This is a genomic window from Streptomyces sp. CA-142005 (genome assembly GCF_050942335.1).
Classification (GTDB): domain Bacteria; phylum Actinomycetota; class Actinomycetes; order Streptomycetales; family Streptomycetaceae; genus Streptomyces.
Genome location: NZ_CP192078.1, coordinates 431,529 through 454,490, shown reverse-complemented (window position 1 = coordinate 454,490; position 22,962 = coordinate 431,529). Strand labels below are relative to the sequence as shown.

The following is a 22,962-nucleotide window of genomic DNA, read 5'->3' as shown; positions in this document are numbered from 1 at the left end:
GTTATGAGCGAACTCGGCCTGGTGAAACGGCAGTTCGGGCACCGTGCCCGACTGGCGCTCAGCCCTGCCGAAACCCGGCTCCTGGACGACCAGGCGCACGCGGCCCGCACGATGTGGAACTGCCTGCACTCCTGGTGGACGATGCTCCCCAAGGGCAAGCGCACCCTTGCCGCCGCCGACGCAGCGATACGGCAGGGGCGCAAGGATCTCGATTACCTCGGCAAGCTGCCCGCGCAGGCCGCGCAGGCTGTCTTGAAGACGTACTTCCAGAGCTGGAAGAACCGCTGGGAAGGCCGCGCCGGCGAGCCGAACTACAAGGGCCGCTTCCGCTCCGCGATGTCCGTGGACATCCCGCAGGGTCGGGACCTGAACATCGTCCGCGTCCACCGCCGCTGGGGCATGGTCAACATCCCCAAGGTGGGCCGGGTTCGCTTCCGCTGGACCAAAGACCTGCCCGTGGGCAAGAAAGCGACCAAGGAGAACCGGATCACCGGCGCCCGGCTGGTCAAGGACGCTGTGGGCTGGCACATCGCATTCCGCGTGCAGACCTTGGAGGCCAGGCCCGAGCCCCGCCGGGGGCCGGAGGTCGGCATCGACGCCGGAGTGAACATCCCCCTCGCCCTCTCCAACGAGGACCACCAGGACCACGGACGTCCGCCCCGTCTTGCGGACCACACCGCTGACCGGGACAAGTGGCTCACCGAGAAGGAGAAGGCCAAGCTCCTCACGCTGGAGCGGCAGGCCGCACACCAGAAGTCTTTCCGCAAGAAGGGGGAGAAGACCTCCCGCCGCTTGCAGCACACCTACGACCAGATCAAGCAGCTCCGAGCAAAAGCCACGCGACGAGCCTTGGACTGGCAGCACCAGACGACGACCTACCTCGCCCGCACCTACGGCACGGTCGTGGTCGAACAGCTCAACATCGTCGGCATGACCACAGCGCCCAAGCCGAAGCCCGACCCCGACACCGAAGGCAATTACCTGCGCAACGGGGCCAAGGCCAAGGCCGGTACGAACCGCTCCATCACACAAGAGGCGTGGGGGCGGACGGTCATGATGCTGACGTACAAGCTCGCCCGGTGCGGCGGCGAGCTGGTCAAGGTACCGGCCCCGTACACCTCCCAGCGATGCTCAGCGTGCGGCTCCATCACGCCAGGCAGCCGAGAGACCCAAGAGCTGTTCGCGTGCAAGAACACCGAGTGTGGATGGACCGGAAACGCCGACTGGAACGCGGCCCGGAACATCCTGCACCTGTATCGGATCGGCCACGTCATATGGAGATCCCGGCCGCCGGAAGGCGCGGTCGTAGGGCGGGTGAAACCGTCAAGCCTGTCACCGAAAGGTAGACGGGAATCCCCTTCCTGAGCTTGCGAAGGGAGGGGAGAACTTCAAGAACCTCAACCCGCTGCGGATAGGTGCGGAGTTCAGACCGTGGTCAGTCCTCCGGCCGAAGTCGCTGACGAGCGGCCTCAAGCCGCTGGTCGTAGTCAGGAGCCGTCAACGGCACAGCTCAGGACTCGGTTGGACGCGCTGCGCACACGTCGGTGACCCAGGCCAGGTGCTCTCCCAGCTGCCCGGGCAGATCGAGCGAGTCGCCCGCGAGGAATCCTCGTGCGGACGGTTCGAGGGGCGGGGCGCTGGTTGCCGCCCCGCCCCTGCTCGGTCAGTTGGCTGATCCGATGGGTACCTACTTCAGGCCGAAGGCCCGGGTGATGTTCTGTGTGACGCTGTTGCCCTCGGTGTCGGCGGCGCTGGTGCGCAGCGTCACGAACTGCGCATGGGCGGGGGCGTCCAGCTGGGTGTTCCAGCCCTGGGCGGTACGGGTCAGGGTGGTGTGGTGCCAGGTGACGCCGCCGTCGTAGGAGACGTCCAGGCCGACCGTTTTGATGGTGTCGGAGCTTGGTGCCCCCTGCAGGTGCGAGGGAGTGACGGTGATGTCGGCGTGGCGATGTGCCTTACCAGAGGCGTCCATGCCCTCGACCGTGTAGTCGAGCTGGATCAGCGGCAGCGTTTCGAAGACGCCGGCGGCCCCCTGCTGGGAGTCGAAGCCCCACTCTGTCCGAGTGGTGGTCGAGTAGTCGTTGGCCCAGGTGCCCCGGGCGTTCTCCGACACCAGGCGGTACCGCAACTTCTCGGGAGACAGCATGAGGGGGAACCGGTAGCTGCCCAGGGTGTCGGTGTCGGAGGCCCTGAGCAGGGTGTCGCCCTGATACATCTTCACCTTGTTCTCGACATCGACATTGCCGAACGTCGTGCCGACATGTCCGGGAACCGAGTCGCCCCAGCCCGGGACCTCCACATACACCGCGTTGCCCAGGCGCACCGGTCGGTAGTAATCGTTCATCCGAGGACGCTGGATCGGCCCGAAGTACTCCATGTGGGAGGTGGTGCCGGCCGGGTACCGCGTCAGGGAGTCACTGGAGATCTGAAGCTGCTGGTTGACCAAGGCGCTCTGGGCCCAGTCCGTGTCGCTGGACACCCAGTCGGTGCGCTCGGCCTGGGTGGGAGTGGGCAACATGTTGTATCCGTAGTCGCCGAGCCAGACGGCGGAACGGAACTCCATGCCCTTGGCGGGCCGGTTGTTGCGGAAGGACATATCGACCCGCGCAAGGTCACGGCGCTGCGGCCGGTAGGTCAGGTCCGCCGGGATGCCGGTCTCGTCGCGGGAGATGTCATAGAGGTAGTCCGTGGTCGGGTGGGAGGTCACCTGGAGCGCTGTCCGGCCTTGCTTGATCTGGGCGATCAGTTCGTCGCCCTCGTCCGCGGTCAGCGTGGCCACGGTCAGGGGAGCCGGATTGTCGGTGGCGGACCAGGGGTTGTCGTTCCACGGGTCCAGGCGTCCGTAGCCGTCGTTGACGACGAGCAGCGCACTCGCACCGGCCTTGGCTGCCGTCTCGGCCTGCTCGGCCTGATCGACGTCATCGCTGCGCCGGACCACGACGACCTTGCCCCTGGCGTCGAGCCCCACGTAGTCGGCGGCGCCGCCCTCCGCGGCATAGACGGCCTCGTACTGGCGCGTGCCCTCCTTGAGGGGGATGTGTCCGCGCTGGACGATCATGTCGTCAAAGGTGTGCGTGCGAGACGCGACCGTCAGGGCCGGCTCCGTCTGCCGCCAGTTGTACCCGGAGTCGAAGGTGCCCGTGGTGACCGGCTTGCTGGGCAGGGCCCAGACGCTGTCGTAGGGGGCATTGTCATAGGTGGGGTTGGGCCACCGCGTCATGGTCAAGGAGCTTCCGTTGTCGAATCCCCGGTAGAGGCCGATGCGGGTTTCGGCGGGCGTGGTCTCCTGCGGAGTCACGACGGAGACCTGCTTGGCCTTGGAAGCATCCAGGTTCACCGTGGTGTCCCGGTCGACGACGACCTCGGGAGCGGTGAGAATGGCCTTACCCAGGGAGTGCGGCCCGTGAGTGCCCTGGACATCGCTCCCCAGGCTCACGAAGTACGTGCCGGCAGGCAGGTTGACCGTGCCGGTGCCTGAATCGTCCAGTTGCAGCGGCAGGAAGACCTTGTCGCTGAACACGTACACCTCGCCGCCCATCGGGCGGCCGCTGCGGTCTTTGCCGTTGAGCGTGAGGGTGTGGCGCGGGGCCTGCTTGTAGGCGCCGATGATGGTGTGGGCCAGCAGCGTGCCGGACGTGTCGGTGGCGAGGATCTGCCCCGAGGTCGTGGTGTCTTCCTTGACCAGGTCGAAGCTGGTGGTGAGGGTGACCTTGCTGCTGCCGTGTGCGGGGACGGTGACCTGAGGTGCCGACAGCGAGAACGCGCCGGTGGCCGCACCGGGGACCTGGAGCGCCAGGTCTAGGGTGACCGGAGCGTCCCCGGTGTTGGTGTAGGTCACTTCCCTCTCGGACTTGTCGCCGGCCGGCGCCGTGCCGTCGCGGTAGCCACCGAAGACGCTGCCGGTGGCGAACACCGTGCCCTTGACGGCGGCGGCGACGTCCAGACGGCCGCTTCCGCCCTCGTACGGGGTGTACTTGGGGGTCGCCTCGGTGGTGCTGACCAGGGCGTCCTTGAGCTGTTGCCCGGACCAGTCCGGGTGGGCCTTGGCGAGCAGTGCGGCGGCGCCGGCGACATGCGGGGTGGCCATCGAGGTCCCGCTCAACGTCTGGTAGTAGCCCTCGCCCTCTTCGGCGTACTGCGAGCGTGCTGCCAGCACGTTGACGCCCGGTGCGGTCAGCTCCGGCTTCAGGCCGGCGTCGCCCTGCCGCGGGCCGGTGCTGGAGAAGTCGGCGAGGGTGTCGGAGGTGTCTACTGCCCCGACGGACAGCGCGGCGTCGGCGACGCTCGGAGACGAGACGGTGTGCCGGCCGTCGTTGCCGGCCGCGATGGTGAACAGCGCACCGGTCTCGGCGCTGAGCTCGTCGACGGCCTGGCTCAGCGGGTCGTGGCCGTCGCTGGGCCCGGCACCGAGGCTCATGCTGATGACCTTGGCGTGCCGTTCGCGGGCGGCCCACTCCATGCCGGCCAGCACCCAGGACTCCTGGCCGCTGCCGTCGTTGCCGAGAACCTTGCCGACGTCCAGGCGCGCACCGGGGGCGACGCCCTTCTCCTTGCCGTCGGAGGCGGCGCCGGTACCGGCGATGGTCGAGGCGACGTGCGTGCCGTGACCATTGTGGTCCTCGATGTCCTGGTCGGGTACGAAGCTCTCGCTCGCATTCACCTGACCGACCAGGTCGGGGTGCTGGGTGTCGATACCCGTGTCCAGCACGGCCACGTCCACGCCCTGGCCGGTGTCACCGTCCGCCCACACCTGGGGAGCGCCGATCTGCGCGGTCGTGTCGGCCAGGTCGGCTTTGACCTTCCCGTCGAGCCAGATCTTCGCGATCCCGCTGCCCAGTTGGGGCTTGGCGTCGGCATTGCGTCCGGTTGCCGTCGCGGTCCCGCCGGTGAGGGCGGACCAGAACTTGGCGGCCTTCGTTCGCTGCTCCGACAGCGCTGCGCCCTGAATGCTGCTCAGCGCCAGGGTCTTGCTGGCGCCGGCGGGCACCGCCTGCGTACGCGCACGAACGGCGGCATCGGTGTAGGTGACGATCAGGGGCAAGCTGCTGCTCTGCGCGTCCCCGTAACCGTCCGCCAGCATCTGGGTGACGTTGAAGAGTTCACGGTCCAGTTTCCCGGCGGCGATGTAGGGAAAGGCGGCGTCCGGGTAGACGTAGGTGTCCTTGCCGACCTTGTAGGTCACGAAGCCGGTGAGCCGACCGTCCGCGCCCTGCACGGTGCGGGTGACCTTTCCGGCGGCGTCGGTGTTCACCGTCACCTTGTCACCGGTGATCAAGGTGACCGTACGCGAGGTCGGCAGATGTGCCGCGGTGCCGGTCAAGGACGGTTCCGGGGCCCTGGTCCCCGGAGCGGCAGAGGCTGAGCCCGGCAACTGGGCCGCGAAAACGGCCAGCATGGCCCCGGCCGAGGCCAGTGCTGCCCGTCTACGGGCGGATATGTATGGCATCGCACTTCCTTACTGAATACGGCAGCTGCCTGAAATGACTCGCTGTCAAATCCGCTTGCTGCGTCAAATAACCCGCCGAGGCGGCACTACGGGGCGGATGTCCGTGAGGTAAGAGACCCGTTTTGCGGTACATCTCTTCGGCGCAAGCCTTGGCCGGACAGCGCGCCGGAGCCCGAACGCCCGCGCCGGTACTGCCGACTGCTAGGGCAGGACCTCGGGCTGTGACACCACCGGACGGGTGCCGCCCGGCGCGTGGACCGACGCGCAGCCGGTAGGGGTTGCAGCCGCCCCAGCGGCCGGGCGCCTCCCTGCGCCGCCGCCATGGCTCACCTTGATCATTCCGTCACCGCGCGCCGACATCTGATCCACCAAGAGATCACGGGGGCGTCGGCAGTTTTCTGCGCCCGGCCGGCGTCCTAGATGAGGTAGATCCCCTTGCCGGTGCCGACGAACAAGTGGTGGTCGCTGAGCATGAGTCGAGTTGCTCCGCTCGGCGAGCCGGGGACTTTCTGCCAGTGCAGCCCGTGGTCCGAACTGGCGAAGACCCCTGCATCACCGGAGGCCGAAGACATACTGTCCTGAAGGCGACACGATGACATCGGACATCTCGATGGGGCTGTCCACCCCCGTATGGAGCCTCCGGGCGCCGTCTTCGCTGCGCAGCAGGAATCCCGAGTCACTGCCCCCGTCCTCCTCGCCGCACAGGCGACGTCCGAGTCGTGGGGAACGGCCTCCAGTCCCATTCCCAACACCGTCGGGAACTCCCAACCTGACCTGCGCTGCCACATCAAACCGTGGTCGTCGCTGCGGTCGATACGCATGCCGCGCTCGGACAACACATACACACCGGACGGCACGGCCGAGGTGAAGGTGAGCCGGTCCGCCGCCGGCATTGGGGCCCATGAGCTGCCACTGAGCCGCGGTGGCGGAGTTCAGGGTGCTGGTATCAGCGGTGGCGGGTATGGCCGCGACTCCGGCGTGGGCCGTGCTCAAACTCAGCGCGAGCAGGGTCCGCTTCATGGTTGTGAGGCGCATGAACCGATGGTCGGCCGGACAACAGTCGGTGACAACTCTTCGCAGCTGTCCCAACTGCGCCATGTCACATATAGGTCACCCGCCGGATGGCAGTGACGCCGCATCTGTCGCAGACAGCCGCGGCTCGCTCCCGCAAGGATTGACGACAAGTCATTTCCGACACGTGCGGTATCTATGCGAGAAGTGGCCATGCCAGGGTGCACCTCCCCTCCTACTGTTGAGACCACGATCGGATGGATGGTCGGATCGTGACGGAACCCGGAAGCCGGTTCCAGAGATGGCCGAGGACCTGGTACCCACCCAGGACGCCGCACAGTCGGGTGTCGCGGGCACGGCGCAAGGGGTCGCCGTCGTCGGACCGGCCGGTGGCAGAGCCGTCTCCTTCCCGTGGTCGGCTACGGCAGAGTGAACGGACCGAGCTGGAGCGGCTGGGGGCGAGGCGCGGGAGGTGCGTCGGCAGCACCTGGCGGAGGAGATCGGGGAGATCTTCCGCCGGTCCGGGGGCAATTACGGCTCGCCGAAGGTGTTCATCGAGCTGGTGCGCCGGGACCGGCGGATGTCGTTGAATAGCCGAACTCGGGCCGGCCGGCCGCAAACGGCGCCGCCGCCGATCGCTGACCTGGCCGGGCAACCGGGCGGCTGCTTCGGACTTCGTGCGCCGCGGCTTCACCGCTGAGGAACCGGACTTCGTCGGCGCACCGGCACAGGCATCGCCAGCAGGGATCCGGTGGGGCGCCGGCGAGGGCGCCCACCGATCTGCATGATGTAAAACATCCAGATTCAGGAAGTATTCCGTCATCTCGGTCTGGCGAGAATGTGCAGATCAGAGCCCATTTTTCGGCTCAGGTGTATGATGGGTTTCATCTAGCTTCTGGGCGGCGACGGCCGCTCCTCGGAGGGAGGCCCGGCATGGGACACTCACAGGCGGAGAAGGCGGCGTCCCGTGAGCGGGTGCTGCGGATCGCGGCCCGCAAGGTCCGCGCGGAGGGCGTCACCCGCCCCGGCATCGCCGAACTGATGAAAGAGGCCGGTCTGACGCACGGCGGCTTCTACAAGCACTTCTCCTCGCGCGACGACCTGATCAACCAGGCCGTGGCCGAGGCCCTGGCAGAGGGCACCGCGAAGATGGAGCAGGCCGCCCGCAAGAACGAGAAGGAACCGCGCACCGGTCTCATCGACGCCTACCTCGGCAAACGGCACCGCGACGCACCGGCCACCGGCTGCGCCCTGGTCACGCTCGGCGCCGCGGCCGGACGCGGGGACGAGGGCTTCAAGGAGGCCTACGAGAAGCAGGTTCGCTCCTATCTGGACCTGATCGCCGGTCTCGGCGGGGACTCCGAGGAGGCCCGGTCCGAGGCCATGCTCACCCTCAGCGCCCTGGTCGGCGCCACCCTCATGTCCCGGGCCGTCGCCGACTCGCACCTCTCGGACGAACTGCTCACCAACGTCGCCGACCAGCTCAAGCGACACGCGGCACCGGCCCCTGCCGCCTGATCTCACCCCGGCGAGGCCCCGGCCGCGCCTGCCGCGGCCGGGAAGCTCACGCGAGCCCTGAGCGGTGCCGCGGCCGAAAGGCACGCCCAGACGATGATCCTCGACGTGGAGTGCCGCCTGGTGACCGACCTGCGGGCCCAGGAACGCGAGGTGGGGACCGGGATCCGATGACCCTCGGGTGGGATGTTTCATCCGCCGTGGAGTCGACCGGCTCCACGGCGGATGTCTCGGTAGGTCCTATTGCTGCACGTACGCCGACTGGTTGAGGTAGCGGTCCTGTTCCAGGTTGTCGAGCATGAACGCGACCAGGTCGGCGCGGGATATGTTGCCGAGAATGGATTTGCCGCGGTAGTCGCCGTGCCGGTAGGTGCCGGTAGGTGCCGGTGGCGGGCCCAGCCGTGAGGGTGGGCGGCTGGACGATGTTGAAGGCTCCCCTCCCTGAAGGGAGGCGATTCCTCACCCCCCAGGGCTGAGCGGGGATTTACGGCTCAGGCCGCCACCGGAGCCGGCGGCTCGGGTGGTCTTCCGCGCTCGGCACGTCCGGGTTCCAACCTGCCCGGACCAGCATCACGCGGGCGGAGTTCTTGTCCCTGGGGGACACGGCTGCGCACGCGGTGCAGGCATAAGGGGCGTCCTGCCGTGTCGCCGGGGGCTTTGGCGCTCGTGTCGGTGTTGCAGTACGGGGAGGGGCTGACCGACCGGCAGGCCGCTGACCAGGTGCGGGCCCGGATGGACGGGAAGTTTCTGCTCGGCCTGGAGCTGGATGATCCCGGGTTCGATCCCTCTGTTCTGAGCTTGTTCCGCTCTCGTCTGGTCAAGCACGGGCTGGAGCAGAGGACGCTGGAGTTGGTGCTGGAGCGGCTGCGGGAGATGGGGCTGCTGAAGGCCGGCGGTCGGCAGAGGACCGATTCCACGCATGTCCTGGCAGCGGTGCGGACGCTGAACCGGATGGAGTTCGTCGGCGAGACGCTCCGGTCCACGCTGGAGGCGCTGGCGGTCGCGGCCCCGGGGTGGCTATCCGGCCTGGTTTCCGCCGAGTGGGCCGAGCGCTACGGGCCACGCGTGGACGACTACCGCTTCCCCAAGGGCGAAGAGGTCCGTGTGCAGTGGTCCCAGCAGGTCGGACGGGACGGGTTCTTCCTGCTGGAAGCGGTCTATGCCTCCTCGGCCCCCGCCTGGCTGCGCGAGATCGACGCAGTGCAGGTGCTGCGGCAGTCCTGGGTCCAGCAGTATCACCGCGACGAGAGGGGGGTGCGTTGGCGGGAGGGCATGGACCTCCCGCCGGTTCATCACCGCTTGTGCTCGCCCTACGACACCGACGCCCGCTACGGGATCAAGCGCGGCTCCGGGTGGACCGGCTACAAGACGCACCTCACGGAGACCTGCGAACCGGACGCACCACACCTGATCACCCAGGTGTCCACCACCGACGCGGTGGTGGCCGACACCGAGATGACCGAACCGGTCCACCAGACGCTCGCCGAGCGGGAGTTGCTACCGGGCGTGCACGTAGTGGATGCCGGTTACACCTCCGCCGCGCTGTTCGTGACCGCGACCGAACGGGGCATGGTACTGCTGGGACCAGCTCCGCACGACAGCAGTCGCCAGTCCCGGCAGGACCAGGGCTTCTCCCGCGCCGACTTCACCATCGACTGGGATACCGAGAGCGCCGTCTGCCCGGGCGGGCACCGCAGTTTCGAGTGGTGGGAGCAGAAACACCACCGTAACGGCACCCCGGTGCTCAAAGTGTTCTTCTCCGCCGAGCACTGCCGCCCCTGCCCGCAGCAGGCGCAGTGCACCAAGCCCCCGTCCGGCTGCCGGGGGAGGGGCATCACCTTTCTCCCGCGGGAGCGCCACGAGGCCCTCGAAGCCGTCCGCCAGGCCCAGGACACCGACGAGTGGAAGGCCCGCTATGCGATCCGGGCCGGCGTCGAGGGCACGAACTCCCAGGCCGTCCGCGTCACCGGCCTGCGCCGCACCCGCTACCGCGACCTGCCCACGACTCGTCTCGGCCACGTCTTCGCCGCCACCGCGCTCAACATCATCCGCATCGACCGATGGCTGACCGGCACCCCGCTCGGCGGCACCCGCACATCCCGCCTCGAAGCCCTGATACTCGCCGCCTGACAACCCAGTTCGCGACATTCTCAGCAGAGTCCTGAAGGCCGGTGCATCCTCGGAGGAACCCGGTGAAAGCCGTCAAGAAGCTGCCCGACTACGCCGTCGACTACTACGTCGGCGGCCTCACGACCCGCGACGCGCTGCGCGGCAGCTTCAACTTCTACCGCGCCCTGGACACCACGACCGCGCAGAACGCGGCACGCCAGAAGGCCGGCCTGCTCACCCTTCCCGTCCTGGCGATCGGCGGAGAGCAGAGCATCAAGGACGGCGCCGGGGTCACGATGAGCCGCGCCGCACACGACGTGCAGACCGTGGTCATCCCGAACTGCGGCCACTGGGTCGCCGAGGAGGCGCCCGACGAGATGCTCGCGGCGCTGACCACCTTCCTGGCCCCGTACCGCGACGGGCGACGGAGCGCACGTCCCCGCTCTGCCGCGTAGTTTGGGCAACCGACCGGTTCGGACGCCTGCGCACGGTGGGGCCGAGTGGCTGTTCCCAGCCCACTCGGCCCCACCGGTTGCGCGTGGTCGTCGAGGACCTACCGGCGCTCGGAGACGGCCGGTGCGGGGCACGCGGCGCTCATCTCCGGCGCGGTGGACGGCACCACGGACGTACGGCGCCTGGCATGGGCGTGGCCCGTCAGAAGCAGAGCCCCGACGGCGAGGTACGCCATGCCGATGTAGACCATCGCCGTCCAGCCATGGGCCTCGAACACGGCGATGCCGACGGCCGAACCGATCGCCCCGCCGGCGAACAGGGAGAAGATGTAGACCGTGTTCAGGCGGGCGCGGATGGCGGCGGGTCCCGTGAAGACACGGGTCTGGTTGGCTATCTGGGCGCTCGTGGTGCCGTAGCCCAGCAGATTGCAGCCGATCATGAGGGCTGCCAAGGACTCGCCGCCGAGCAGGAAGACCACGAAGGCGGTGCCGGCGGATGCCAGCGCGATCGCGTTGACGGTGTCGGGGCCGTAGCGGTCGGAGAGCCGGCCGGAGTAGCGGGCCGCCAGAGCGCCGGGCACGCTGCTGAGGCCGAACAGTCCTGCCGCGGCCGGTCCGAGCTGGAGGGGCTTCTCGGACAGGTGGAAGGCGAGCGTGGCCCAGAACGACGAGAAGGCCGCGAAGCTCACCGAGCCCAGCAGGGCGGACAGCCGCAGCGTGGGATAGCGGACGACAAGCGGCGGGATGGAAGCAAGCAGCTTCAGGTAGCCGGTCGTTGCCGCCCCGGCGGCCGGGCTGCGCTCCGGCATGTAGCGGGGCAGGACGAGCAACAGGCAGCCTGTGGCCAGGGCGGCGGCGAAGTAGTCGACGCGCCACGTCCCGGTCACCTCCGAGAGTGCCCCGGAGACGGTGCGGGAGAGCAGTGCTCCCAGCGTCAGCCCGGTGCCAACGGCGCCCAGGGCCCGGCCGGTCTGTCCCTGGGCGGACATCGAGGCGATGGTCGGCATGATGACCTGGGGGACCACTGTGGTGGTCGACAGGACGAAGGTTGCGAGGCCCAGCAGCGCGATCGAGGGCGCCAGTGCTCCGGCGAGCAGGGCCAGCGCGGTCACGGCGAGCAGGATCGTGGTCAGGCGGCGCAGCCGGACGCGGTCGGCGAGGGGGACGATCGCGACGATGCCCAGCGCGTAGCCGATCTGGCCGGCGGTCGCGATGATGCCGGCGGCCGAGGAGGAGATGCGCAGGTCTTGTGCGATCTGCTCGAGAAGGGGCTGGGTGAAGTAGATGTTGGCGACGGCGATCGCGGTGGCGGTGGCGAAGACGGGGATGGTGCCGCGCCTCACGCCCGGGACGGTGGACTGTGCACTCACAGCGGCTTCCTACGGGGCGGGAGAGTGGGGAAGAGGGGGAAGGCAGCAGGGGCCCAGGTGCGACGCGGGGCCCCTGCGCGGCGAGGACCAGGGGTTCAGTCGCGGGTGAGTTCGCCGTCGACGAGGCGCCACAGGTGCAGCGGATTGGCCTCGCGCAGTGACTCGGGCAGCAGTTCGTCGGGGAAGTTCTGGTACGTGACCGGGCGCGGGAACCGCTCGATCGCGGTCATGCCGCCGCCCGCGGACCCGGTGAAGGTGACCGCCCGGACCAGGGGGTGGCCCACCAGCGTCTCGCCGATCTCGTTGCCCGCGCCCCGGATCAGCGAGAAGACGCCTTCGTGCAGTCCCGCCTCGGTGACGGCCTCCCGGATGACGCGGCCCTCGATCTCGGAGGCGCCGGGGTGGGCGTTGCGCGCCTTGAGTACGACGGGGCAGCCGGCGGCCAGGGCCGAGGCGGTATCGCCGCCCGCGACCGAGTAGGAGACCGGGAAGTTGCCGGCGCCGAAGATCACCACAGGTCCCAGGGCCATCTTCTGCAACCGGTGATCCATGCGCGGTGCGGGCTGCCGGTCCGGCTGGGCGGGATCGATGGCCGCCTGGAGGAACCGGCCCTGACGTACGACGCCGGCGAACTTGCGGAAGTTCGCGGCCGAGCGCAGGATCTCCCCCTCGAACTGGGCGGCGGACAGTCCCGTCTCCAGCGACGTACGTGCGGCCAGTTCGTCCTTGACCGCCTCGAGTTTGTCCGCGACGAGATCGAGGAACGCGGCCCGCTCTGCCAGTGCGGTGTGGCTGTAACTGTCGAACGCCCTGTCGGCCAGGCGGATCGCGCGGTCGACCTCGGCCGCGCCCCCGAATGCGAACTCCGGCTCGATGACCTCGCCGGTGGCGGGGTTGAGCGCCTTCATCGTGCCCGCGGTGGCGGCCACATCGGCCGCTCCGATCAGCAGTTCTCCGGTCAGCGTCATGACTGCGCTCCCTTGAACGCGGTGGTGACTTCGTCCGTCGTGACGATGGCGTGGGCGAAGGTGGGGCCGTTCAGTTCGTGAGCGGCGCGCATCATCTCGGGGCGGAGGGCCGCGGTGGCGTCACGGACCAGCGTCACGTGGTAGCCGAGCTCCTGGGCGAAACGCGCGGTGGCCTCGATGCAGGTGTTGGCGAGCAGGCCCACGATCACCACGTGGGTGATGCCGTGCTGCTTGAGCTGGAAGTCCAGGTCGGTGTTGGCGAACCCGCTCGACCCCCAGTGCTCGTGGACCACCACCTCGCCCGGCTGCGGCTGGAAGTCGTCGTGGAACGACCCGCCCCAGGAGCCCCTGGCGAAGTGGTGCAACTTCTGGATCTTGCGCTGCGAGGGGCTCGGGAAGTCCCAGTTGTCGTAGTCGCCCGGCTCCCAGCGACGGTGCGGCACGAACATCACGCGCACGCCGTTCTCGCGGGCCGTGCCGACTACGGAGCGCAGATGATCCAGCAGGCCGACCTCGGTCGCCACGGGTTCCAGGTGCGGCCAGACCTTGCCCCCTTCGGAGAGGAAGTCGTTGAAGGGGTCGACCAGCAGAACCGCGGTGTGGCGGGGGTCGTAGGTCTCGGGCATGGTTCCTCCGAAATCTAGATGATGGATAAAATCTATATTCAGGATTACGTCCGTCATCTTGAATGCCAAACGAGGAGCCGGAAAATGTCGGGTACGGGTCTGCGGCATCGCGTGGCCGCCCACTTCCCGCCTGCATACGCGGTCGTCCCCGCCGCGAAAGGACTGCACGAGATCAGGAGACAGGACCCTCCTCGCCCGATGCTCCGATTGCGGGAGCCCGGGCGCGCCGCAGCATGGGCTGGACGTACCGGATGCGCATCCGTCCTTCGGACCTATGGACGCACCCCGTGCGGACAGCCCTCGGGCCATGCGCGGGGCGGGCGCGGCCTCGGACGAGGTGACCGGTCCCGACAGCTCACCGAGCCGGCGCCCGTCAGGTGCGAAAGGGGAGCCTGATGCCTCGGGAACCTGCGAACCAGAACCCCACGGACGGATTCGGTCCCCGGATGCCCCGCCGCGACGTGCTGCGGGCGGCCGGTACCGGTGCGCTGGGCCTCGGCCTGGCAGGTGTCACGCTGACCGGAGCCCCAACGCCCGGCGCCGGGTCCCCGAGCCCCCACGGCACCCCCGTACCGACGCCCGGGAGCCTCGGCACCGTCCAGCAGGCGCCCCATCTCCCGTCTGGGTTCACCAGGACGTTCACCAGCCGGTTCGTCCAGGCGGGCGGACTGCGCCAGCACGTGGTCGTCGGAGGGGACGGACCACCGCGGTCCTCGCCGTCGACCAGCGCGGCATCGGGCCGTCCGACAAGCCCAAGGACGGCTACAACACCCGTACCCTCGCAGGCGACCTGGTGGCGCTGATGGACTCGCTCGGCCACGAGAAGTTCGCCGTGGTCGGCCACGACACCGGCATCCTGATCGGCTACGCACTGGCCGCGGACCCCCCTGACCGGGTCGACCGCCTGGCCGTCGCCGAGGCCTTCCTCCCGGCCGTGACCTCCCTCACCGCCGATGGTGAGCACCCCACAGGTCAACGACCGGCTGTGGCACATTCCCTTCAACCGGCTCACGGAAGAACGAAGAACTCGTCAAGGGACGCGAGAACATCTATTTCGGCTGGCAGTTCGCCACCAAAGCCGAACGGAAACTCCCCGACTACGCCGTCAGCTACTACGTTCGGATGCTCTCGTCCCAACGCAACGCGCTCCGTGGCAGCTTCGGCTGGTACCCGCGCGCTCGACACCACCATCGCGCAGGACGAGCAACGCAAGAAGCACATGCTGGGCATGCCCGTCCTGGCGATCGGCGGAGCGAAGAGCCTCGGGGAGAACGTGGGGGGCACGATGAAGCTCGTCGCGCACGACGTCCAGCCCGAGGTCACTCCCGGCTCCGGCCACTCGGTCGCCGAGGAGGCTCCTGAGGAGTTGCTGGCGGCGCTGACGGCGTTCCTGGACCCGTACCGCACCCGAGGACGAGGAGCGCAGTCCCCGACCGCCACGCCGACGGGCAGCTGAACACGGGCCGACGAGCCGCACGGTCCGGCCCGCCGGCCCGCGGCCATCCGAGGACCTCCGGTGCCCTCACTGGGGCGGTTCTGCCCCCGTCTGCTCGTTCACCAGGTACTGCGCGTACGAGTCGGGCCAGTTCGGGTCTTCCTCGCCGGTGCGCTTCCCGTGTTCGCCGTGGGCGACCGCCGCGCGGCGCATCGCGTTCGCCAGGTCGGACACGGAACCGAACGCCGTCGGGCCCGCATCGACCCGCCCGGGGAGCCGGGACATGATCTCCTGCAGCAGCCACGTGTTGCCGTCGGGATCGCTGAACGTGGCGCGCGAGAAGTAGCTGCGCCGCTCGGGGTCCAGGCCCGCCACCGGGCCGTCCGGGCTCAGATGGAAGATCTCGCTCACCTCGACACCGCTGTCGACCAGGGCGTTCCTGGTGGCCTCGATGTCGGCGACGACCAGATAGCCCTTGGCCGACCTGGGCGCGGCGGTCGTGAGGTTCGGGCCGAACTGGACCGAGCACGCGGAGCCGTGCGGGGTGAACTGCACGACGCCGGGCGGAGTACGGTCCAGCCGCCACCCGTGTCCCGCGTAGAACTCCTTGGCGCGGTCGACGTCCGCGACGGGAATGACGAGCACATCGACCTTCATGTCGACGTCCTTGAGGCCCATGGCTCCATCCTGTTCACAGTGCAGGGGGCCTCACCGGGTCGCACGCTACGCCGGGCACGGCCGGGTTTCAGACGCCGGGCTCGCGTTCGAGCGGCTGCGACAGAGCAGCCTTGGCCTGCTTGGTCTCCTCGTCGGCAAGGACTTCGCTCAGGTCGTGGGCCAGGGCCTGCATGGTCTGCTCGGCCACATCGGCCGCGCTGATCTTCGGATCGGTCACCCAGGCGCTCAGATCGGTGTCCACGAAACCGGCGTGGACACCGACCACCAAGGTGCCCTGTTCACGCAGCGCCTGGCGCAGGGCATCCGTCAGGGACCACTGCGCCGCCTTGGAAGCGGCGTAGCCGGGGAAGCCGGGCTGGCCGACCCAGGAGGCCAGCGACAGCATGTTCACCAGTGCGCCCCCGCCGTTGCGGGCGAGGACCGGGGCGAACGCGCGTGAAACAGCCCACGTACCGAAGTAGTTGACCTCCAGCGCCTGGCGCGCACCGTCGAACGAGCCGTCCCAGAGCTTGGTGTCCGCGCCACCGATGCCCGCGTTGTTGATCACGATGGAGACATCGCCGGCGAGAGCGGCGGCCTCGGCGACCTGCTCCGGACTGGTGACGTCCAGCCGCAGCGGAGTGAGGTCCTCGTCCACAACCGCCTCAGGTGCACGGGCGCCGGCGTACACCTTGCTCGCGCCGTGCTCGATCAGTGCACGGGCGAATGCCCGACCGATGCCTCGATTGGCTCCCGTGACCAGCGCGACCGATCCCTTGATGTCCATCGTTGTTTCCTTTGCTGTGCAGCGATCCGGCACAGCCTCCGCCTTCGGGTTCATGGACGGCCGGCCTGATCTCGGGCGTGAGAGCAGTCGTACCGCCGGGGACAAGGGACTCGGTGTAGCCCGGCCCGTGGTGTCAACGGCGTGGGACTTTCCACTCTGGATTAAATGCATCATCCAGATTACGGCGACCATCCTCCCTGTCAAGCGCAGACTGACGGAAGCAGCGCCAGGGCAGCAGCCAGTGCCACCAGATCCATCGGGTACGGCCTGGTCGGGCCGCTTTTCGAGTTCAAGTGACATCAAGCGAGAATCACCAGCGCATCGAGATGCGAAGGCCGTGGGGAAGCGTCTATGAGCGGCGGGTTTCTTCTCGCAACCCTGTGCCGGTACGTGAAGGTCTGATCGGACACATGCAGGGGAGTGCAGGACCGCCTGCGCCGATCGGAGGGGCCGGCCGGGGCGACCGGCGGCGGGGGAGCAGTGGCCGGGCGGCAAGGGCCTCCCGGTTCCTAGCCCATGGCGTGTTCCACTGTGTGGGGCTGCTCTTCTTCCGTATTCAGGCAGTTCGCCAGGCACCGTGTACGGGACAGCGCGAGGACCCCGTAGGTGAGTACGGCGAATCCTGTCAGGGCCGGCACCAGCCACATTCCCGTGCGAGGTTCCTCCGCGTAGATCGTGACGCCCAGTGCGACGCCTGTTACGGCGTCGGTCAGCGTCAGCGCGGGCTGGGAGGCGATGAGGGGACCGGCCTGCATGGCGGTTCCCAGCAGGAAAAGGGAGGCGGCGCCGATCATCGCGAAGCCGTAGGTCTGCCACGACAGGAGGAAGGCCTCAAGGCCCCGATCGCCCAGGATGGCCATGGCCGATTTCATGAGCGCGGCGGTGAGGGAGTTGCCGAGGGCGGCTCCGGCAGCCAGGCAGGACGCTCGCACCATGCCCAGAGGTCTTCGTGTGGCGGCGAGGACGAGTGCCGTGGCGATGCCGCCGACGACCAGGAGCGTGGGCGCCCACCGGAAGCCGGATACCGTGTCCCTGCCACCGGAAGGTGCCAGGGAGAACAGGAAGACGGTCAGTCCCGCGGCGATGCAGGCCACCGAGAACCAGGCCTTGCGGGAGCGGTGCACGTGGAAGACCGCGCCGCCGATCACGAGGGCCAGCGGCAGTTCGAGGATGAAGACCGGCTGGACCATGGCGAGTGAGCCGGAGGCCAGGGCCAGTGCCTGGAGGATCGCGGAGGCGGTGACGCCGGCGATGCCCGCGAGCCAGGCAGGGCGGCGCAACAGATCGAGGATCAAGCCGAGGCGTAGGGACGTCGAGGCCGGGACCGTCAGCGCCGCCCGCCGCTGCAGAACTGTTCCCAGCGCGTTACTGCATGCGGCAAGCACGGCGAGAAAGACGGACAGAGCCATGGCCGGTCATCCCTTGGTCGTTGCAGCCCCCGCTCCGGGCATGCTGGGGGTAACCGCCGTGTCTGACGTGGCATTCCACCTGGCCCTGGCGGTGCTGTGGTGGGTGTGCTGCGCCACCGCCACGTGTCCGGTGTGCGGCGGGGAGTGCGGCGCCCGGGCGCCGGGATGGGAGGGGCACCGTGCCGACCAGTGCACTGTGCGGCAGAGCCCGTTCGAGGGCCTGGCGCTTTCATGGCGTGATGTGCAGGCTGTCCGTGTCCGCCCATGGTCATGACGCGAGCCCGCAGGCGCAGCGGTGGCGGGGGCTGCTACGCGGTCCGGTTGGGCGAGTGCCGGGGCATGGTGAAGTCGAGTTGGTCGGCGGGCTCCCGCTGCCGTACACCCGGCAGGAGCGCATGAGGCGTCCCGGGCACGGCTTTCGCCGTCGGGTTCGATGCACCGGGCCTGCGGCTCATCGACCAAGGGCCGTTGTGGTCCGCCTGGTCGCCACCGGCCGGGGGGAAGGCCGGGCGCGGTGCGTGGATCGCCGCTCGCGTCCGCCCGGGTGTGGCCGCGATCGCCCGCCTGACGGGCGGGGTCATCGCGACCAGTGCCCGGCCGTCCACTGCACACACCGCCCGCCCGACCTGCCCCTTTCGGTCCGCCGTCGACTCCTGCCGCCCTGACACGGGATATCAGGTGCTGCCGGTGTGATTGACGCGGAAGTGGAACGGCGATGCGCATCACGGGCTCATCAGGTCTCGGACCTGTGGGGCTACCTCGGTGCCGAAGAGTTCGATGTTGGTCATGAGTGCCTCGTGGGCCAGGCCGTTCATGCCGTACTTGAGGTCGAAGCGGTTGGCTCCGAGGTCCTTCAGGGTGGTGACGATCTTCTGGGCCACGGTTTCGGGTGATCCGACGAACAGTGCGCCTCCGGGGCTGACGTCGTGCATGAACTGTTCGAAGGTGGGAGGGCGGAAGCCGCGCTGCCGGGCGACTTTGCGGACGGCTGTCTCGTAGTGGGGCCAGAATTCGTCGATCGCCTGTTCGTCGGTCGCGGCCACATGGCCGGGGCTGTGCACGCCGACGGGCTGGTCGGGGTGGCCGTATTGCTCCAGTGCCTGCCGGAAGAGCTGTGCGAAGGGAGCGAACCGTGCCGTGGGGCCGCCGATGATGGCGAGCATGAGCGGGAATCCGTAGCGTGCGGCGCGGACCACGGACCGGGGGCTTCCGCCGACGCCGATCCAGGTCGGGATCGCCCCGGACTCGCTGTGTGGATACACGGGCTGGTCCTTCAGGGCCGGCCGGGTGCTTCCCGACCAGGAGACGGGCTTCTCTTTGCGTAGTTCGGCGAAGAGATTGACCTTCTCCTCGAAGAGGAGGTCGTAGTCGGCGAGGTCGTAGCCGAACAGGGGGAAGGACTCGGTGCTGGAGCCTCTGCCGAGGATCAGCTCTGCGCGGCCGTCGGAGACGGCGTCGAGCGTGGCGTAGCGCTGGTAGACCCGAACGGGATCGTCGGAACTGATGACGGTCACACCGGATCCCAGCCGTATGCGGGAGGTGCGCGACGCGATCGCCGCGAGGACCACGTCCGCCGCGGACAGGGGCATCCAGTCGGTGTGGTGTTCCCCGATGGCGAAGTGGTCGAGCCCGACCTGGTCGGCGAGAATGCCCTCGGCCATGAGATTGCGAATGGACGCGCCGTGCGGCAGGAGCCGGCCCTGGGCATCGTGGGACACGTCGCCGAACGTGTCCAGGCCGAGAGTGATGGGGTGCCCGCCCGAAGGGGAGGGAGCTTCGTGGGGCATGGGCAGGCTTCTCACGTGCGATGACGGGCGGAAGGTGGGGCACGGGCCGCCTCCCGCACCGGTGTCGTCGGGCACGGATACGGGGGCGGCCTCGGGCCGGGCGGTTCGTCAGCTGGCGCGGAGCGGCGCCAGAGCCTTGCTCCAGGCGACCACCTGCTCCAGCGTGCCGGCGAGGGCATCGGCCTGGGTGTCGGCGGGCTTGAAGACGCTGAAATTCTCGAAGTCGGTGAACAGGGAGAGCGCCACCTGGGAGCGGACGTCCGCCATCTGCAGCTCGCCGGCGATCAGACGCAGATGCTCCACGGCCCGGGTGCCGCCGGTGGAGCCGTAGCTGACGAAGCCGACCGACTTGTTGGCCCACTCGGCCGCCAGGAAGTCGATGGCGTTCTTCAGCGCACCGGGCACCGAGTGGTTGTACTCGGGCGTGACGATCACGAAGCCGTCCAGAGAGGCGATCTTCGCGGCCCACTCGTGAGTGTGCGGCTGGCTGTACTGGCCCATCGCCGGCGGGTAGGGCTCATCCAGCAGCGGCAGCTTGTAGTCCTGCAGGTCGACGAGCTCGTACTCGGCGTCGGTGCGGCGCCGGGCGTGCTCGAGCACCCAGTGGGCCACGGCCTCACCGTTACGCCCAGGCCGCGTGCTGCCGAGGATGATGCCTATTTTCGTCATGTGCTCACCTTTGCAAGAGGAGGTACTTGCCGAGTCAAGTACATGCATGCATGTGCAGGTACTTGCCGCGTCAAGTAGATGGGACGTTTGATTGACGTGTCAAGGAGATAGGGTGTGAGGCATGTCCCCTCCAGAGCAGACCCTGCGCCCCCTGGACGCCGCCGAAGAAGCACTCGTGCGCGCGCTGGGCGATGTCATGATGGCGCTGCCGCGCGCCGTCGACGCGGACATGATCCGCGACGGAGGCCTGCGGCTGTCCGAGTACACCCCCCTCATGTTCCTGTCCGAGGCCCGTGACAGCCGGATGCGGATGAGTGAACTCGCCCAGGCCTGCAACCTCACGCTCAGCGGAATGACCCGCGTCGTCATCCGCCTGGAGAAACAGGGGTTCGTCCAGAGGGTCCGGTGCGACGAGGACCTGCGCGGCTGGAACGCGGTCCTCACCGAAGACGGTCTCGCCCGCCTGCGGGAGGCGTGGCCCTCCCATCTGGCCAGCGTGCGGCGGCGCGTGCTCGACAACCTCGCCGGCCAAGACCTCGCCCAATTCGCCACCGCACTGCGGCACATCGCGAATGCATGCTGAGGCGTGGAGCAACCCGTCACGGGCCAGACGTCGTGCAGCGGCGGGCGGCGTTCCATCGGCTGCCCGTGGCTCCTGCAGAACTACCGTGCAGAACTACCATCCGTGGCCGCCGCCCCGTCACGCTTGGTGGCGATACGAGGCATGTCGATAGGTGTCGTACGACTGGGACAGGAGCGGGTCGTCGCGGGACAGCTGGGGCGTGTCCCGTCGGGCGCCCTGCCTGGCACCGATGGGTTGCGCGGTCGGGCGGCGACTGGTGCTGTGCGGCTGCGGTGCGGTCACTGGAGAGGGCGGGGTGCCCGCCTGTGGCTGGGGCGTGACGAGCGGTTCGAATTTTGCCTGGGCCCCGCCGGTGAAGAAGACCGAGACTTCAGGAGCGTATGCTCCTATTTGTCCGGATGGCAAGAGTGGCTTCCTCGGGTGCCGGGTGCTGGGCACCGCGAGTAGGGCCTGAGCTGTAATTTTATGGAGAGCATATGCTCTTATCATGGGTGGGAGTGCTCTGGAGGAGAAGATGGTCACTACACCGACGGACCCCGCCGATGCGTGCAACAACCTGGCTCTACGTAAGGCGGCCCGGTACCTGAGTGCGACCTATGACAAGGCTCTGACCTCGGTCGGTCTTCGTGCGACGCAGTTGAGCATTCTGCAGAAGCTCAGTGCGCACGGGGAGATGACGATCACCGCGCTCGCTGACATGATCGCGATGGATCGTACGACGATGGCTTCGAACCTCAAGCCGTTGGCGCGGGAGGGCCTGGTGACCGTCGAGCCCTCGGCGGCCGACCGCCGGGCACGGATCGTTGCCATCACGCCGGAGGGGGTGTCCCGGATGAAGGCGGCGCTGCCGCTGTGGCGGGAGATGCAGGCCCGGTTCGAGGAGCGTTTCGGAGCCGAAGAGGCAGCCCAGATGCGCGCGTTCCTCGAAGCCGTCCTCCAGACCGGCTTCACGCCCTGGGCCGAGTAAAGCCGCCGACGGCGAAGGCCTGAGGCTGGTTGGGGGCGTTCGGAACCGCACCGGCTGCGGCTCGGAGCGCGCCTGCCAGTGCGTCCGGGCTCTCGTCCAGCTCCACTGGGAATGCGCATGGCTCGGCGTTGACGCCCGCAACTCGCACGAGTCGAACCCATGCTGAGCAGACGCGCTGCGGGGTTTCGCTCAGGTGAGGGGCGCTGGTGTGCGTTAGCGCGGCGGCGGGCTGGGCGGCCTCGACGACGCCGGTGTGTCCCCGCACGCAGTCTGGCAGCCTAAGACGTCATCTCATTTGGTCAGTCTGCGATAGCAGATGAGGGTGCAGGCGATGCTGGTGAAGGCCAGGAAGTGCTCGGCTTTGCGCTCGTAGCGGCGGTGCAGGCGGCGGCAGCCGGCGAGCCAGGACATGGTGCGTTCGATGGTCCACCGGTGGCGGCCCAGCCGCTGCGAGGACTCGATTCCCTTGCGAGCGATGCGGTGGGTGACCCCGCGCTGCCGTAACCATCGCCGCAGGTGGTCGTAGTCGTATCCCTTGTCGGCGTGGAGCTTGCCCGGCTTGCGCCGTCGCCGGCCGCGGCGAGAGCGGATCGGCGGTATGCCTTTCACCAGAGGAATCAGGGCCTGGCTGTCGTGCAGGTTCGCCCCCGAGATCCCGACGGACAAGGGCAGACCGGTCCGCTCGGTGATCAAGTGGATCTTCGAGCCGTACTTGCCCCCGGTCGACAGGATTCGGGCCCGTCAGGTCCCCCTTTTCAGCGCCCGCATGTTCACCGAGTCGATCGCACAGCGAGACCAGTCGAGCTCGCCGCGGGAGCCGAGTTCGTCCAGGACCAGGCGATGGAGCCTGGCCCACACCCTGGCCTTCGTCCACTCGGCGAAGCGTCGATGGGCCGTCGCACCCGACGGCCCGAACGACGCCGACGGCAACTGCTGCCACGTGCAACCCGACGTGGCCACGAACACGATCGCGGCAAGCACCTCCCGGTCACCATGCCGACGACGGCCACCGCCCTGAGGCCGCACCGGCGCCTCCGGCACCACCCGCTGGAACAGCTCCCACAACTCGTCCGGCACCAGCCGCTCAACGATCCCCACCACGACCGACAGCCTACCCAGGCAGCCAAATGAGATGACGTCTATGTGCCCGGGGCTGACACGGTTTTGGCCG

The 22,962-nt window shown here is 68.6% G+C and carries 15 protein-coding genes and 3 pseudogenes; 7 read left to right on the top strand and 11 right to left on the bottom strand.

Going from position 1 to position 22,962, the window contains the following annotated elements; translation table 11 throughout:
* Positions 1 to 3 precede the first annotated feature (3 nt).
* Positions 4 to 1,346 (top strand): annotated as a pseudogene (locus ACQPXS_RS02360) (RNA-guided endonuclease InsQ/TnpB family protein).
* Positions 1,347 to 1,687: 341 nt separating this feature from the next.
* Here ACQPXS_RS02360 and ACQPXS_RS02355 read toward each other — a convergent pair.
* On the bottom strand, positions 1,688 to 5,320 hold the full coding sequence (locus tag ACQPXS_RS02355; RefSeq protein WP_433446426.1) for a S8 family serine peptidase: 3,633 nt from the start codon (positions 5,318 to 5,320) through the stop codon (positions 1,688 to 1,690).
* A 2,070-nt stretch (positions 5,321 to 7,390) separates the two neighbouring features.
* On the opposite strand from ACQPXS_RS02355, the gene ACQPXS_RS02350 reads away from it, so the two are divergent.
* The gene (locus ACQPXS_RS02350) at positions 7,391 to 7,975 is read left to right on the top strand and encodes a TetR/AcrR family transcriptional regulator (protein WP_433446424.1); all 585 of its coding nucleotides are present in this window, start codon (positions 7,391 to 7,393) and stop codon (positions 7,973 to 7,975) included.
* Positions 7,976 to 8,463: 488 nt separating this feature from the next.
* Here ACQPXS_RS02350 and ACQPXS_RS02345 read toward each other — a convergent pair.
* A pseudogene (locus ACQPXS_RS02345) lies at positions 8,464 to 8,600 on the bottom strand (RNA-guided endonuclease TnpB family protein); the annotation flags it as partial.
* Positions 8,601 to 8,638: 38 nt separating this feature from the next.
* On the opposite strand from ACQPXS_RS02345, the gene ACQPXS_RS02340 reads away from it, so the two are divergent.
* Together ACQPXS_RS02340 and ACQPXS_RS02335 are read left to right on the top strand one after the other, a co-directional pair.
* A complete protein-coding gene (locus tag ACQPXS_RS02340) occupies positions 8,639 to 10,102 on the top strand; it encodes an IS1182 family transposase (RefSeq protein WP_433446422.1) in 1,464 nt (487 codons plus the stop codon).
* 62 nt (positions 10,103 to 10,164) lie between these two features.
* Positions 10,165 to 10,536 (top strand): alpha/beta fold hydrolase, encoded by a 372-nt coding sequence (locus tag ACQPXS_RS02335; protein ID WP_433446420.1) that lies wholly within the window; start codon positions 10,165 to 10,167, stop codon positions 10,534 to 10,536.
* A 98-nt stretch (positions 10,537 to 10,634) separates the two neighbouring features.
* On the opposite strand, the gene ACQPXS_RS02330 is transcribed toward ACQPXS_RS02335, so the two are convergent.
* The 3 genes from ACQPXS_RS02330 to ACQPXS_RS02320 all read right to left on the bottom strand — a co-directional run bounded on the left by ACQPXS_RS02330 (position 10,635) and on the right by ACQPXS_RS02320 (position 13,497).
* Entirely contained in the window at positions 10,635 to 11,903 is a 1,269-nt protein-coding gene (locus ACQPXS_RS02330) for an MFS transporter (RefSeq protein WP_433446418.1), read from the bottom strand.
* 95 nt (positions 11,904 to 11,998) lie between these two features.
* Positions 11,999 to 12,871 carry an aldehyde dehydrogenase family protein gene (locus ACQPXS_RS02325; RefSeq protein ID WP_433446416.1) on the bottom strand — a complete coding sequence of 291 codons (873 nt, stop codon included), beginning with the start codon at positions 12,869 to 12,871 and terminating at the stop codon, positions 11,999 to 12,001.
* Positions 12,868 to 13,497, bottom strand: coding sequence for an isochorismatase family cysteine hydrolase (locus tag ACQPXS_RS02320; RefSeq protein ID WP_433446414.1), 630 nt, complete (start codon positions 13,495 to 13,497; stop codon positions 12,868 to 12,870). Before ACQPXS_RS02320 ends, ACQPXS_RS02325 begins: the two co-directional genes overlap by 4 nt.
* 274 nt (positions 13,498 to 13,771) lie before the next feature.
* Here ACQPXS_RS02320 and ACQPXS_RS02315 point away from each other — a divergent pair, with 274 nt between their 5' ends.
* Positions 13,772 to 14,953: an alpha/beta fold hydrolase gene (locus ACQPXS_RS02315; protein WP_433446412.1), complete on the top strand. Its 1,182-nt coding sequence runs from the start codon at positions 13,772 to 13,774 to the stop codon at positions 14,951 to 14,953.
* A 66-nt stretch (positions 14,954 to 15,019) separates the two neighbouring features.
* Here ACQPXS_RS02315 and ACQPXS_RS02310 read toward each other — a convergent pair whose 3' ends face one another.
* From ACQPXS_RS02310 to ACQPXS_RS02290, 5 genes are all read right to left on the bottom strand, one after another.
* A complete protein-coding gene (locus ACQPXS_RS02310) occupies positions 15,020 to 15,610 on the bottom strand; it encodes a VOC family protein (RefSeq protein ID WP_433446410.1) in 591 nt (196 codons plus the stop codon).
* A gap of 67 nt (positions 15,611 to 15,677) precedes the next feature.
* A complete protein-coding gene (locus ACQPXS_RS02305) occupies positions 15,678 to 16,376 on the bottom strand; it encodes an SDR family oxidoreductase (RefSeq protein ID WP_433455668.1) in 699 nt (232 codons plus the stop codon).
* 509 nt (positions 16,377 to 16,885) lie between these two features.
* Entirely contained in the window at positions 16,886 to 17,785 is a 900-nt protein-coding gene (locus ACQPXS_RS02300; protein WP_433446408.1) for a DMT family transporter, read from the bottom strand.
* Between the two features lie 722 nt (positions 17,786 to 18,507).
* Entirely contained in the window at positions 18,508 to 19,572 is a 1,065-nt protein-coding gene (locus tag ACQPXS_RS02295; RefSeq protein WP_433446406.1) for an LLM class flavin-dependent oxidoreductase, read from the bottom strand.
* Positions 19,573 to 19,680: 108 nt separating this feature from the next.
* Positions 19,681 to 20,241 (bottom strand): NADPH-dependent FMN reductase, encoded by a 561-nt coding sequence (locus ACQPXS_RS02290; protein ID WP_433446404.1) that lies wholly within the window; start codon positions 20,239 to 20,241, stop codon positions 19,681 to 19,683.
* Positions 20,242 to 20,362: 121 nt separating this feature from the next.
* On the opposite strand from ACQPXS_RS02290, the gene ACQPXS_RS02285 reads away from it, so the two are divergent.
* Both ACQPXS_RS02285 and ACQPXS_RS02280 read left to right on the top strand, forming a co-directional pair.
* Positions 20,363 to 20,824, top strand: coding sequence for a MarR family winged helix-turn-helix transcriptional regulator (locus tag ACQPXS_RS02285; protein WP_433446402.1), 462 nt, complete (start codon positions 20,363 to 20,365; stop codon positions 20,822 to 20,824).
* A gap of 487 nt (positions 20,825 to 21,311) precedes the next feature.
* A complete protein-coding gene (locus ACQPXS_RS02280; RefSeq protein ID WP_433446400.1) occupies positions 21,312 to 21,791 on the top strand; it encodes a MarR family winged helix-turn-helix transcriptional regulator in 480 nt (159 codons plus the stop codon).
* A gap of 291 nt (positions 21,792 to 22,082) precedes the next feature.
* Here ACQPXS_RS02280 and ACQPXS_RS02275 read toward each other — a convergent pair.
* Positions 22,083 to 22,883 (bottom strand): annotated as a pseudogene (locus ACQPXS_RS02275) (IS5 family transposase).
* Positions 22,884 to 22,962: the final 79 nt, after the last annotated feature.

Excerpts from the sequence above, each read along its gene's own strand:
- ACQPXS_RS02300 (WP_433446408.1), bottom strand. The coding sequence starts at position 17,785 with ATGGCTCTGTCCGTCTTTCTCGCCGTGCTTGCCGCATGCAGTAACGCG.
- ACQPXS_RS02310 (WP_433446410.1), bottom strand. The coding sequence starts at position 15,610 with ATGGGCCTCAAGGACGTCGACATGAAGGTCGATGTGCTCGTCATTCCC.
- ACQPXS_RS02315 (WP_433446412.1), top strand. The coding sequence starts at position 13,772 with ATGGACGCACCCCGTGCGGACAGCCCTCGGGCCATGCGCGGGGCGGGC.
- ACQPXS_RS02305 (WP_433455668.1), bottom strand. The coding sequence starts at position 16,376 with ATGGACATCAAGGGATCGGTCGCGCTGGTCACGGGAGCCAATCGAGGC.
- ACQPXS_RS02285 (WP_433446402.1), top strand. The coding sequence starts at position 20,363 with ATGTCCCCTCCAGAGCAGACCCTGCGCCCCCTGGACGCCGCCGAAGAA.
- ACQPXS_RS02325 (WP_433446416.1), bottom strand. The coding sequence starts at position 12,871 with ATGACGCTGACCGGAGAACTGCTGATCGGAGCGGCCGATGTGGCCGCC.
- ACQPXS_RS02280 (WP_433446400.1), top strand. The coding sequence starts at position 21,312 with ATGGGTGGGAGTGCTCTGGAGGAGAAGATGGTCACTACACCGACGGAC.
- ACQPXS_RS02320 (WP_433446414.1), bottom strand. The coding sequence starts at position 13,497 with ATGCCCGAGACCTACGACCCCCGCCACACCGCGGTTCTGCTGGTCGAC.
- ACQPXS_RS02295 (WP_433446406.1), bottom strand. The coding sequence starts at position 19,572 with ATGCCCCACGAAGCTCCCTCCCCTTCGGGCGGGCACCCCATCACTCTC.
- ACQPXS_RS02350 (WP_433446424.1), top strand. The coding sequence starts at position 7,391 with ATGGGACACTCACAGGCGGAGAAGGCGGCGTCCCGTGAGCGGGTGCTG.
- ACQPXS_RS02290 (WP_433446404.1), bottom strand. The coding sequence starts at position 20,241 with ATGACGAAAATAGGCATCATCCTCGGCAGCACGCGGCCTGGGCGTAAC.